The organism is Cupriavidus sp. SK-3, from assembly GCF_000611145.1.
Taxonomy (GTDB): domain Bacteria; phylum Pseudomonadota; class Gammaproteobacteria; order Burkholderiales; family Burkholderiaceae; genus Cupriavidus.
This window is the reverse complement of sequence record NZ_JFJV02000192.1, coordinates 31,662-43,516: the sequence shown is the minus strand read 5'-3', so window position 1 is coordinate 43,516 and position 11,855 is coordinate 31,662. Positions and strand designations below refer to the sequence as shown.

Sequence of the window (11,855 nt, the reverse complement as noted above, 5' to 3'; positions counted from 1 at the left end):
CGCCGCACCGGCCGCGGCGCCCGCCGCACCGAGCTTTCCGGATGCCGCCGCTACCGATCCCGTGACCGCGGGGTGGATGCAGGGCTTTCCCCCGGCAGCCGCCAAGATCATCAGCTTTACGCCCGCCAGCAACGGCTTTCCGCGCTCCCGCTGGAGCTTTTCGCATATCCGCGAACTGGTCCCGACCGCGTCGGTCTGGCACGGGCGGGGCCCGGCCGCGGTATTGCCGCGCGCCGAGCACGATATCGGCAGCGTGGCCTTTACCGATGCCGACGGCACGCGCCGCACCTTCAGCGACATGCTGGGCCTGACCTATACCGATGGCATCCTGGTGATGCACAAGGGCCGCGTGGTCTACGAGAAGTACTTCGGCGCGCTTGACGACCATACGCCGCACATCGCCATGTCGGTCACCAAATCCTTCGTCGGTACGCTGGCCGCCATGCTGGTGGCGGACGGCAAACTCGATCCCGCCGCGCCGGTCACGCGCTACCTGCCGGAGATGGCCGGCACCGCATACGGCGATGCCACCGTGCGCGAAGTCATGGACATGACGGTAGGCGTGAAGTATTCGGAGAACTACGCCGATCCCAAGGCCGAAATCTGGGACTACAGCCGTGCCGGCGGCATGATGCCGCGCGAGCCTGGCTATGCCGGGCCCAAGACCTTCTATGAATTCCTCGCCACGCTGAAGAAGGAGGGCGAGCACGACCAGGCCTTCGCCTACAAGACGGTCAATGCCGAAGTCCTCGCCTGGATCGTCAAGCGGGTGTCGGGGCAGTCGCTGGCCAAGCTGCTGTCCGAACGCGTATGGCAGAAGATGGGCGCGGAGAACGATGCCTATTTCATGGTGGACAGCATCGGCAGCGAGTCCGGCGGCGGCGGCCTGAATACCACGCTGCGCGACCTGGCCCGCTTCGGCGAGACCATGCGCAACGGCGGCCGCTATAACGGCCAGCAGGTCATCCCGGCCGAAGTGGTGGCGGACATCCGCCGCGGCGGCGACCGCGCCAAGTTCGCCAAGGCCGGCTACGCCACCTTGCCGGGCTGGAGCTATCGCTCGATGTGGTGGGTCTCGAACGACGACCACGGCGTGTTCGAGGCGCGCGGCATCCACGGCCAGCGTATCTATATCGATCCAAAGGCGGAACTGACCATCGTGCGCTACGCTTCGCACCCCATCGCTGCCAATGGCGCCAACGACCCCGTCACGCATCGCGCATACCGGGCACTTGCGCTGTCATTGATGAAGTAAGCGGCCCGCCATTGACAACGAACAACGAACAACGAACAACGAACAACGCATGACAAAGGACGAGTGTCCTTGTCCATTTCACTGTAAGGAAACCATCATGTCGAAGACCTTCAAGCGCATCGTCCTGGCCTCGCGTCCCACCGGCGCCGTGACGCCGGACAACTTCCGCCTGGAAGAGGTGCCTGTGCCCGAACTGGGCGACGGCGAGGTGCTGGTCCGCAACCATTTCCTGTCGCTCGACCCCTATATGCGCGGCCGCATGAACGAGGGCAAGTCCTACGCCACGCCGCAGCCGCTGGGCGAAGTCATGATCGGCGGCACGGTCGGCGAGATCGTGGCGACGAAGAATCCCAAGTACGCCGTCGGCGACAAGGTGGTCGGCATGTTCGGCTGGCAGGAGATGGGTGTCACCAACGGCATCGGCATCCAGAAGGTCGATACCACCCATATCCCGCTGTCGGCGTACCTTGGCTCGGTTGGCATGCCCGGCGTCACCGCCTGGTACGGCCTGAACAAGATCATCCAGCCGAAGGCCGGCAAGACCATCGTGGTGAGCGCGGCTTCCGGCGCGGTCGGCAGCGTGGTGGGCCAGCTGGCCAAGCTGCAGGGCTGCCGCGTGGTCGGCTTTGCCGGCGGCAAGGACAAGTGCGACTACGTGGTCAATGAGCTGGGCTTCGATGCCTGCATCGACTACAAGGCGGCCAAGGACAGCAAGGAGCTGTACACCATGTTCAAGGAAGCCACCCCGGACGGCGTGGACGGCTACTTCGAGAACGTGGGGGGCGAGATCCTCGATACGGTGCTGGCCCGCATGAACGCCTTCGGCCGCATCGCCATCTGCGGCATGATCGCTGGCTACGATGGCCAGCCGATGCCGCTGAAGAACCCGCAGCTGATCCTGGTGTCGCGCCTGACCGTGGAAGGTTTTATCGTGTCCGAACACATGGACGTGTGGCCGCAAGCGCTGCAGGAGCTGGGCACCGCCGTGGCGCAAGGCAAGCTCAAGTTCCGCGAGAGTGTCGCGCAAGGGCTGGCGAGCGCGCCGGAAGCGTTCATGGGCCTGCTCAAGGGCAAGAATTTCGGTAAGCAGCTGGTCAAGCTGGTGTAAGTACGGGCCTGCGGCCGCTCCCTCTCCCGCTTGTGGGAGAGGGAGCGCAAACAGGTGGTATGAATGACGAAAAAAGGAGACACCCCATGAATGCTCCAGCAGAACAAGCCAGGCCGCTGGCCGATCAGGATGAAATGGCTGCCGGCCTGTCCGAAGAGGTGAAAGCCAAATACCGCGTGCTGCCGCGTCCGCCAAAGTTCGATACGCCGGCCGAGGAGCGCCTGCACCGCAAGCAGCGGCTGGCGGCGGCCTTCCGGCTGTTCTCCAAGTTTGGCTTCGATGAAGGCGTGGCCGGCCACATCACGGCGCGCGATCCGGAGTTCCCGGACACGTTCTGGGTCAACCCCTTCGGCGTGCACTTCAGCCAGGTCAAGGTCTCCAACCTGATCCGCTGCGACCACCACGGTGAAGTGGTGGAGGGCGACTACCCCGTCAACGCCGCCGCCTTCGCCATCCATTCGCGCGTGCACCAGACCCGTGCCGACGCAGTGGCCGCCGCGCATTCGCACAGCACGTATGGCCGTGCCTGGTCCACGCTGGGCCGGCCGCTCGATCCGCTGACACAGGACGTGTGCGCCTTCTACAACGACCATGCCCTGTACGACGATTTCGGCGGCGTGGTGGTGGAACTGGACGAGGGCCAGCGCATTGCCACCGCGCTCGGCGGCAACAAGGCCGCAATCCTGCAGAACCACGGGCTGCTGACTGTGGGCAAGACGGTGGACGAAGCCGCCTGGTGGTTTATCACCATGGAGCGTTCCTGCCAGGTGCAGTTGCTGGCCGAGGCTGCCGCCGCGCGCACCAATGCGCCCCTGAAGGTCATCTCGGACGCGGCCGCGCGCCAGGCTTACTCGATCGTCGGCACCGCGCAGGCAGGCTGGTTCCAGTTCCAGCCGTTGTACGCCCGCATCGTCAAGGAACAACCCGACCTGCTGGATTGACGCCATGGCCGCCTTCGCACCGTTTACCGGCAAAGTCGTTCTGATTACCGGGGCCTCGGATGGCATCGGCGCGGAACTGGCCGTGCTGCTGGCGCAGCAAGGCGCGCGCCTGGCGCTGGCGGCCCGCCGCGTGGACATGCTGCACGTGCTGGCGGAACGCATCCGCCGCCAGCATCCGGCCGCCGACGTGGCGGTCTGGCGCGCCGACGTGTCCGACGAGGCCGATTGCAGGCGGCTGGTGGCCACCGTGGCTGCGCAATACGGCGGGATCGATGTGCTGGTCAATAACGCCGGCGTATCGGCCCACGGCTACTTCGAGCAAGTCTCCGACTACAGCTACTACGAGCAGGTCATGCGCGTGAACTACTTCGGCGCCATGTGGTGCACGCGCGAGGCGCTGCCGTACCTGCGCAAGCGCGGCGGCCTGATGGTGGCGGTGTCCAGCCTGGCCGGCAAGATCGGCGTGCCGGGCCGCACCGCCTACTCGGCCAGCAAATTCGCGCTGGCGGGCTTTTGCGAGGCGCTGCGGGCCGAACTGCGCGGTACCGGCGTGGATGTGTGCGTAGTGTTCCCTGGCGTGGTGGCGACCGATACGCGCATCAACGGCTTCGGCCCGGACGGGCGTGCGCTGGGCGAAAGCCGGCTGCGCGAGGATGACGCCATGACCGCGCAGGAATGCGCGCGCCAGATGCTGGGCGCCATGGCCGCACGCAAGCGTGAACTGGTGATGACGGCCAGGGGCCGGCTGGGCCTGTGGCTCAGGCTGCTGGCGCCCCGCATGGTCGAGAACATGGCGCTCAAGGCCCTGAAGCAGGCGGGGCGGTAACGGCAGCAAACAGGACAATTTCACCTGGACAACTGGACAACTGGACAACAAGAGCGACACCGACAACATGGCCGATCTAATCCTTCACCAGTACGCAACCTCGCCGTTCTCAGAAAAGATCCGGCTGCTGATGGGCGTCAAGGGCCTGGCCTGGCAGGCGGTGGAAATCCCGCCGATCCTGCCCAAGCCGGATGTGGTGGCGCTGACAGGCGGCTACCGGCGTACCCCGATCCTGCAGGTGGGCGCGGACATCTATTGCGATACCGCGCTGATCTGCGAGGTGATCGACAGCGTGGCGCCCGCGCCCGCGCTGTACCCCGCGGCGCAGGCGGCCAGCGCGCGTGTCGCCGCGAGCTGGTTCGATACCGCGCTGTTCACCGCCGCCGTGACTTACCTGTTCCAGCCGGCCGGTGCGCAAAGCATGCTGGGCCATCTCACGCCAGCGCAGATCCAGGCCTTCGCCGCGGACCGCAAGGCCATGCGTGGCGACACCAATGCGTTGCGCATGCCCTTGCCCGAGGCCATCGCGCTGCTGCACGAAACCTTCGGCCGGCTGGAGCAGCAATTCACTGCCGGCGTGGCGCACGTGGCGGGGCCCGAGCTGTCGGTGGCGGATTTCTCGCTGTATCACAACGTCTGGTTTATCCGGCGCGCCAGCGAACTGGCCCGGCTGCTGGACGCGTATCCGGCCGTGCAGGCCTGGTACGACCGCATGCAGGCCTGCGGCCATGGCACCGTGCGGGTGATCGGCAGCGAGGCCGCGCTGGACGTGGCGCAACGCACCGATCCGCTGGTGCAGACCGGTGGGGTGGCGGCCGACAGCGGTTTTGAGGCCGGCGATGCGGTTACCGTGACGCCGACCGACTACGCGCGCGACCCGGTGGCGGGCGTGCTGGTGGCGCTGGATGCGCACCGCGCCGTGCTGCGCCGGCAAGACCCGCGCGCGGGCGCGGTCAATGTGCATTTCCCGCGCCAGGGCTATCAGGTGCTGCGCGCGGGCTAGGACCGGCGCGCGGCGGGACTGGCAAGACAACCACATACCAACCAGAGCAACCAGAGGCAGACAACATGAAGCAATTCCAGGGCAAGGTGGCAGTGATCACTGGCGGCGCATCCGGCTTCGGCAAGGAATTCGCCAGGCTGGGAGCGGGACTCGGCATGAAGCTGGTGCTGGCGGACGTGCAGGAAGATGCACTGGACGCAACGGTGGCGGAATTCAAGGCGCAAGGTGTGCCGGTCATTGGCGTGCGCGTGGATGTGTCCAAGGCGGAGCAGGTCCAGGCGCTGGCCGATGCCGCCATCGCCGCCTTCGGCCAGGTCAACCTGCTGTTCAACAACGCGGGCGTCGGCGCGGGCGGACTGATGTGGGAGAACAGCGAGCGCGACTGGGAGTGGGTGCTGGGCGTCAACCTGTACGGCGTGATCCACGGCGTGCGGATCTTCACCCCGCTGATGCTGGCCGCCGCGGCCAAGGACCCGTCGTTCGAAGGCCATATCGTGAATACGGCTTCCATGGCCGGCCTGCTAAGCCCGCCTGCGATGGGTGTCTATAACGTTTCCAAACACGCCGTGGTTTCCTTGTCCGAATCGCTGTACCAGGATCTCAGCCTGGTCAGCGAGCAGGTGCGTTGCTCGGTGCTGTGCCCGTATTTCGTGCCGACCGGCATCACGCAATCGGGCCGCAACCGCCCCTCGGAACTGGCCAACGAGGCGCCGCCCACGCGTTCGCAACTGGTGTCGCAAGCGCTCTCGGACAAGGCGGTCAGTTCGGGCAAGGTCACGGCCGCCGAGGTGGCGCAACTCACCTTCGATGCGATCCGCGACAACGGTTTCTATATTTACTCGCATCCGCAGCAACTGGCGCCCGTGCGGCAGCGCTTCGAAGATATCATTAGCCAGCGCAACCCGAGCGATCCGTTCGCCGACAAACCGGAAGTGCGCGCGGGACTGGTCGCGGCCCTGCGCGGCGAGTAAGCCGCCAGGCGGCGGGCAGGGCATCGGCTGGTGGACCGGACCGCCTGCCGGCCCTGGGCGCGGCGGGCGGCAGCCAGTCCATCGGAGACAAGTCAGCCATTGCGGCAAGGGAGGATTTCATGACCAAACCTGCAGTCATTCGCCATCTGCAGTACGCCACCTTACCCAACGGCACGCGCCTGCATTACGCCAGCGCGGGGGAGCGCGGCAGGCCGCTGGTGCTGTTCGTGCACGGCTTCCCGGAATTCTGGTACGAATGGGAAGAGCAGCTCGCCGAGTTCGGCAAGACCCACTACGCGGTGGCGCCGGACCTGCGCGGCTTCAACCTGTCGAGCAAGCCCGCCGACGTGGAATCCTACCGGCCGCGCCACATTGTCGAAGACCTGGTGCAGTTCATCAATGCGCTGGGCTATTCGCACTGCGTGGTGGTGGCGCACGACTGGGGCGGGGCGATCTGCTGGAACCTGGCCATCCAGTTTCCGAAGATGGTCGAGCGGCTCGTCATCATCAACTCCCCGCATCCTTACGTGTTTGCCAGGGCCCTGACCAGCGATCCGCAGCAGCAGGAAGCCTCGGCCTATATGAACTGGCTGCGCGCACCGGGATCGGAAGAAGCGCTGGCGGCAGACGGCTTTGCCAGGCTGGAGAGTTTCCTGACCGGAGCCGGCAAGCAGCCCGCGCACTGGTTTGCCGGCGAGACACGCGAGAAATACCACGCTGCCTGGTCGCAGCCCGGCGCCGGCGGCTCGCACTCGCTGACCGGCGGCGTCAACTATTACCGCGCCTCGCCGATGCATCCGCCGGGTCCCGGCGAAACGCCGCCCGATATCTCCAAGCTGGACCCCGCGGCATTTACGGTAAGGGTGCCGACCCTGGTGATCTGGGGCGAGCGCGATACGGCGCTGCCCAGCAGCCTGCTGGATGGCCTGGATAAGTTCGTCCCGGACATGCGGCTGGAACGCATTCCGGACGGCACGCACTGGGTCATCCACGAACAACCGGAGCGCATCAACCTGCTGATCCGCAGCGCCTTGCCCTGAACCGTGCCTGACGCGGCTGCCTTTCCGGCCAGCCGCGTCAGGCGTTTGCCGCAGCGCTGGCCCGGTGGGAAACTGGCGCACTGTGCATGGGGCAGCGTGCCGCGGGCTGCTACATTGACCGGATTCGACAGCGCCGGTGCGCGCAAGGAAGGTCAAGATGAAGACGATCGGACTGATCGGCGGCATGAGCTGGGAATCCTCGGCCGAGTACTACCGCCTGATCAACCAGGACATGAAACAGCGCCTGGGCGGCCATCACAACGCGCGCAGCGTCATGGTCACGGTGAGCTTCGAGCGGATCAAGGCACTGCAGCACGCGCAACGCTGGGACGAACTCGGCGAATGCATGCAGCAGGCCGCCTTGCAGGTGCAGGCGGCGGGGGCGGATTTCGTACTGCTCTGTACCAATACCATGCACCGCGTGGCGCCGGCCCTGGAAGCCGCGCTCGACATTCCCTTCCTCCACATCGTCGATCCCACCGCGCAGGCCTTGCGCCGCTCCGGCATCACGCGGGTCGGCCTGCTCGGCACGGCCTTCACCATGGAGCAGGACTTCTATCGCGGCCGCATGCGGGAGAGGCATGGAATCGAAGTGGTGGTGCCGCAAGCCGCGGACCGTGCGCTGGTCCACGGGATCATCTACGACGAACTCTGCCACGGCATCGTGCGCGACAGATCGCGGGATGCGTACCGCCGGATCATCGATGACTTGCAGGACCGGGGCGTGGGCGGGGTGATCCTGGGGTGTACCGAGATTGCGTTGCTGATCGGGCAGGATGATGTTGCGCTGCCGGTGTTCGATACCACTGCGCTGCATGCGCAGGCGGCGGTGGGATGGGCGCTGGAGGGGGCGGTGGCCACGCATTAGACCTGGCACGCGGCGGACTTCGTCGTGGCGGCTTTTCACGGGTAGCGAGATGCCGCGGAATGCCGAAGCCCGTGGCAGTCGTCGCGCCTCTTCCTCTCGATGCGCATGCGTCTTATCGCTTCGTGAAGATTTCCAGCAAATGCATGCTCGGATCCTCGAAATAGATTCTGCGGCAGCCATCGTCCGTGCTGACCTCGCCGGGGCGGCGGCGGTATGGGTCCGACCACTACATCAGGTTGCGCGCGCGGATTCGGGCGAGGCTTTGCTCGAACTCGGCGTCGCTGATCAGAAAGGCATAGTGCTGCAGGGCAACATCGCCTTGCGCGTCCATGAAGTCCAGGGTGACATCGTTGTCCAGCCGCACGGCAAGAAACGGCCCGAAGGGCACGGCCGCGGGACGTCCGAGGATCTCGCAGAGGAAGTCGGCGGACACCTTCTTGTCATGAGAAAAGACGATGGTGTGGTTGAGCTGGATGGCCATGTCGCCTTCTCCGGGAAGGGGTGCGTGCAAGCGGAGCCCACGCTGAACCCTTATGAGCGCGCGGATACTGCTCGCGTCTTGCTGGTCCAGCCAATCCGGTGCCGCACCTGCGCGGCCACGCGCCGGGCATCATCTTCCGCATGCAGGTGGGCGCTGGTGGTGGGCAATGGACTCGTGCCCGAAATTGTTTCCGGCGAACCGCAGGTTCACCTGCTGGCCACGCAACCAACCGGGAATCGCCAGCGCCCGATTCCCGGTTGCCTGAAATCGCTTCGGCCACGTCGCGGCAAACACCGCCGGCGTGGCCCGAAGCTCAACGCGACCAACTCAACGTGATCAACTCAACCGATGCCTGTACAGCCGGTAATTCTCATCGTCGAAGCACACAAAACTGACCTGCTCGATGCTGGGGGCCGCCGCCAGCGCCTTGCGCACTGCCTCGATGGCAATATCCACGGCCCGCTCCCGCGGGAATCCGTAGATGCCGGTGCTGATGTTGGGAAAGGCGATGGTCCGTAGCTTGTGTTGCGCGGCCAGCGCGATGCTCGCCTGGTAGGCGCTGGCGAGCAGGGCGTCTTCGTCGTGGCTGCCCCCTTGCCAGACCGGGCCGACCGCATGGATGACGTAAGGCGCGGGCAGCAGGCCACCGGTGGTCATCACCGCCTGGCCGGTGGGGCAGCCGCCCTTGGTTTCGCGGATGCCGCGGCAGGCGGCCATGATGGCGGGGCCGCCGGCGCCGTGGATGGCGCCATCGACGCCGCCGCCACCGAGCAAGCCGCTATNCCCCCGAGAAAGCCGCTATTGGCGGCATTGACGATGGCGTCGACTTCCATGCGGGTGATGTCTCCGTGCAAGACCTGCAGGTGTTCCCCTGTCATGACCTCTTCTCCGTGCTGGTTGGATAAAGCTGGACCGCCCCGGCTGTTCCGCGCACCTGTGCTGCCGGCCCGCCGCGGCACTTACATGGATTCCGCCAGCATACGCCGATAATCCGCGGCGCTGGCCTCTTTCGGGTTGGTCTTGTGGCAATGGTCCACCAGCGCACCGGCGATCACCTTGTCGAACATGTCCTCGGTGACGCCCATCTGGCGCAGGCCGGTGGGCAGCCCGAGGCGCGCCGTCATGTCATGCACGGCCTGGGCCAGGTCGGCATCCGCGGGCAAGCCCATGGCGTGGCGCAGGCGGGCGTAGCGGTTGTCGCGCACCACGCTGGGCGCGTCGGCGTTGAAGCGCAGCACGGCCGGCATCACCACCGCGTTCAGGGTGCCATGGTGCAGGCCGGTCTTGCCGTCCACCTTGAGGCCGCCCAGCGGGTGCGACAGCGAGTGCACGCAGCCCAGGCCCTTCTGGAAGGCCATTGCGCCCTGCATGGACGCGCTCATCATGTTCAGCCGTGCCTCGCGGTCCTGGCCGTCGCGCGTGGCGCGTTCGATGTGCTTCCAGCCGCGCTCCAGGCCGTCCAGCGCAATGCCGTCGGCGGGTGGGTTGAAGGCGGGTGCCAGGAATGTCTCCACGCAGTGCGCGATCGCGTCCATGCCGGTGGCGGCGGTCAGGCTGGCCGGCAGGCCCAGCGTGAGGCCCGGGTCACAGATGGCCGACTTGGGCAGCAGGTGCCAGGAGTGGAAGCCGAGCTTGCGGCCGTCTTCCAGGATGATGATGGCGCCGCGCGCGACTTCGCTGCCGGTGCCCGAGGTGGTCGGCACGGCGATCAGCGGTGCGGCGCGCTCGGTGATCCTGGCGCTGCCGCCTTCGATGGTGGCGTAGGTGGTCAGCTCGCCCGGATGGGTGGCGAGGATCGCAATGCCCTTGGCCAGGTCGATGGAGGAGCCTCCGCCCACCGCTACCAGTCCGTCGCAGCCGCCTTCCCGGTATTGCGCGGCGGCCTTCTTGACCATCGCCTCGGTCGGGTTGGAGGGTGTTTCGTCGAAGATCTCGTGCGGCAGGCCGCCCAGGGCGTCAATGGCCTGTCGGGCCACCCCGGCGGCGACCACGCCCTTATCCGTCACGATCAGGGGGCGGCGGATGCCGATGCGCTCGCACTCCGCCTTGAGCTGGCCGATCGTGCCGAAATCCAGGTGGATATGGGTCAGGTAATAAATGAAGGCCATCTATGCTGTCTCCGTCGGTGAGGGTTTTCTTTTTTCTGACGATGGCCGATGATCGCGCAAAACCTGCCGATCTGGCCAGCCCCGGCTAAATTTCATCGGCGTTGCTGCCGAAACAGATGGAATCATACTAAAATCGAACGATCGTTCACAATTCGAACATCCGGCATGCCAGAGCGGCCGGCACTTCGGTTTGCCGAAGGTTCGTTGCCACTACACTGACCGCTTTTCATGTCCGCTGTTCCATTTGCCTCCGTGTCCGCCCAGCCCGCGCCTGCCATGTCCGGCATGCCGCCGGCCCCGCTCGACCCGCAGGTGGCGGCACTGTTGGACCTGATCGGACGGGTCAAGCGCCCATCCATCCACGAACTGGATCCGGCCGACGCCAAGATCGCCTACGAGAAGAGCGCGCCCATCATGGATATCGCGCCGCAGCCCGTGCACAGCGTGGAAAACCTGAGCGTGGCCGCGCGCGATGGCTACGATATCCCGGTGCGCCTGTACGCGCCGCGCGAGGCCAACTGGACCGAGCCGCTGCCGCTGTTGCTGTATTTCCACGGCGGCGGCTTCACGGTGGGCAGCGTCAATTCGCATGATCCGCTGTGCCGGTTGCTGTGCGCGCAGGCGGACTGCATGGTGCTGTCGGTGGACTACCGGCTGGGCCCGCAGTGGAAATTCCCCCACGCGGCGAACGATGCCTTCGACGTGATGCAGTGGGTATTCGACGAGGCCGCGCGCCTGGGTGCCGACGCCAGCCGCATCGCCCTGGGCGGCGACAGCGCGGGGGGCACGCTGGCCAGCGCCTGCGCGGTGCACGCACGCGATCTCGGCCTGGCGCCGGTGCTGCAGATGCTGATCTACCCCGGCACGTGCGCCCGCCAGGACACGCCGTCGCACCGCGCGCTGGCCGAGGGCTATCTGCTGACGGCGCCGATGATCCAGTGGTTTTTCGCGCAATACCTGGACAGCGAAGCCAGCCGCGACGACTGGCGCTTCGCCCCGCTCGATGGCGGCGGCCAGGGCGCCAATGTGCACGGCTGCTGCCCCGCCTGGATCGCCGTGGCCGGCTACGATCCGCTGCACGACGAAGGCGTGGCCTACGCGGCCAAGCTGCGTGCCGCGGGCGTGCCGGCGCACCTGGCCGACTACCCGGGCATGATCCACGATTTCTTCAAGCTGGGACGCTTCGTCCCGGCGGTGGCCGGCGCCCATGCCGACGCGGTCGCCGCCTTGCGCATCGCCTTCGACGGCGGATGA

At 66.4% G+C, this 11,855-nt stretch carries 10 protein-coding genes and 3 pseudogenes; 9 read left to right on the top strand and 4 right to left on the bottom strand.

The annotated features are described in order from the left end of the window. From CF70_RS18570 to CF70_RS18535, 8 genes are all read left to right on the top strand, one after another. Positions 1-1,255 (top strand): serine hydrolase domain-containing protein (locus tag CF70_RS18570; protein ID WP_035867709.1); only part of this gene is annotated, 1,255 nt, incomplete at its 5' end. Between the two features lie 97 nt (positions 1,256-1,352). Continuing rightward, positions 1,353-2,363: an NADP-dependent oxidoreductase gene (locus CF70_RS18565; RefSeq protein WP_035867707.1), complete on the top strand. Its 1,011-nt coding sequence runs from the start codon at positions 1,353-1,355 to the stop codon at positions 2,361-2,363. An 86-nt stretch (positions 2,364-2,449) separates the two neighbouring features. Continuing rightward, positions 2,450-3,304, top strand: coding sequence for a class II aldolase/adducin family protein (locus tag CF70_RS18560; protein ID WP_035867704.1), 855 nt, complete (start codon positions 2,450-2,452; stop codon positions 3,302-3,304). A 4-nt stretch (positions 3,305-3,308) separates the two neighbouring features. Then, a complete protein-coding gene (locus CF70_RS18555; protein ID WP_035867702.1) occupies positions 3,309-4,130 on the top strand; it encodes an SDR family oxidoreductase in 822 nt (273 codons plus the stop codon). A gap of 67 nt (positions 4,131-4,197) precedes the next feature. Beyond that, positions 4,198-5,133, top strand: coding sequence for a glutathione S-transferase family protein (locus CF70_RS18550; RefSeq protein WP_035867701.1), 936 nt, complete (start codon positions 4,198-4,200; stop codon positions 5,131-5,133). Between the two features lie 65 nt (positions 5,134-5,198). Beyond that, entirely contained in the window at positions 5,199-6,104 is a 906-nt protein-coding gene (locus tag CF70_RS18545) for an SDR family oxidoreductase (protein ID WP_035867699.1), read from the top strand. Between the two features lie 119 nt (positions 6,105-6,223). Then, positions 6,224-7,144, top strand: a complete 921-nt coding sequence (locus CF70_RS18540; RefSeq protein ID WP_035867696.1) for an alpha/beta fold hydrolase — start codon at positions 6,224-6,226, stop codon at positions 7,142-7,144. 157 nt (positions 7,145-7,301) lie between these two features. Further along, complete coding sequence (locus tag CF70_RS18535) at positions 7,302-8,012, top strand: aspartate/glutamate racemase family protein (protein WP_035867694.1); 711 nt, start codon at positions 7,302-7,304, stop codon at positions 8,010-8,012. 112 nt (positions 8,013-8,124) lie between these two features. On the opposite strand, the pseudogene CF70_RS18530 reads toward CF70_RS18535, so the two are convergent. From CF70_RS18530 to CF70_RS18520, 4 genes and pseudogenes are all read right to left on the bottom strand, one after another. Continuing rightward, positions 8,125-8,493: pseudogene (locus CF70_RS18530) on the bottom strand (VOC family protein). A gap of 336 nt (positions 8,494-8,829) precedes the next feature. Next, positions 8,830-9,275 (bottom strand): annotated as a pseudogene (locus CF70_RS18525) (macro domain-containing protein); the annotation flags it as partial. 1 nt (position 9,276) lies between these two features. Then, positions 9,277-9,371 (bottom strand): annotated as a pseudogene (locus tag CF70_RS38010) (O-acetyl-ADP-ribose deacetylase); the annotation flags it as partial. A gap of 81 nt (positions 9,372-9,452) precedes the next feature. Beyond that, positions 9,453-10,601, bottom strand: a complete 1,149-nt coding sequence (locus tag CF70_RS18520) for an iron-containing alcohol dehydrogenase (RefSeq protein ID WP_035867692.1) — start codon at positions 10,599-10,601, stop codon at positions 9,453-9,455. Between the two features lie 228 nt (positions 10,602-10,829). Here CF70_RS18520 and CF70_RS18515 point away from each other — a divergent pair, with 228 nt between their 5' ends. Then, complete coding sequence (locus CF70_RS18515; protein ID WP_051648644.1) at positions 10,830-11,855, top strand: alpha/beta hydrolase; 1,026 nt, start codon at positions 10,830-10,832, stop codon at positions 11,853-11,855.

Excerpts from the sequence above, each read along its gene's own strand:
- CF70_RS18565 (WP_035867707.1), top strand. The coding sequence starts at position 1,353 with ATGTCGAAGACCTTCAAGCGCATCGTCCTGGCCTCGCGTCCCACCGGC.
- CF70_RS18560 (WP_035867704.1), top strand. The coding sequence starts at position 2,450 with ATGAATGCTCCAGCAGAACAAGCCAGGCCGCTGGCCGATCAGGATGAA.
- CF70_RS18555 (WP_035867702.1), top strand. The coding sequence starts at position 3,309 with ATGGCCGCCTTCGCACCGTTTACCGGCAAAGTCGTTCTGATTACCGGG.
- CF70_RS18550 (WP_035867701.1), top strand. The coding sequence starts at position 4,198 with ATGGCCGATCTAATCCTTCACCAGTACGCAACCTCGCCGTTCTCAGAA.
- CF70_RS18545 (WP_035867699.1), top strand. The coding sequence starts at position 5,199 with ATGAAGCAATTCCAGGGCAAGGTGGCAGTGATCACTGGCGGCGCATCC.
- CF70_RS18540 (WP_035867696.1), top strand. The coding sequence starts at position 6,224 with ATGACCAAACCTGCAGTCATTCGCCATCTGCAGTACGCCACCTTACCC.
- CF70_RS18535 (WP_035867694.1), top strand. The coding sequence starts at position 7,302 with ATGAAGACGATCGGACTGATCGGCGGCATGAGCTGGGAATCCTCGGCC.
- CF70_RS18520 (WP_035867692.1), bottom strand. The coding sequence starts at position 10,601 with ATGGCCTTCATTTATTACCTGACCCATATCCACCTGGATTTCGGCACG.
- CF70_RS18515 (WP_051648644.1), top strand. The coding sequence starts at position 10,830 with ATGTCCGCTGTTCCATTTGCCTCCGTGTCCGCCCAGCCCGCGCCTGCC.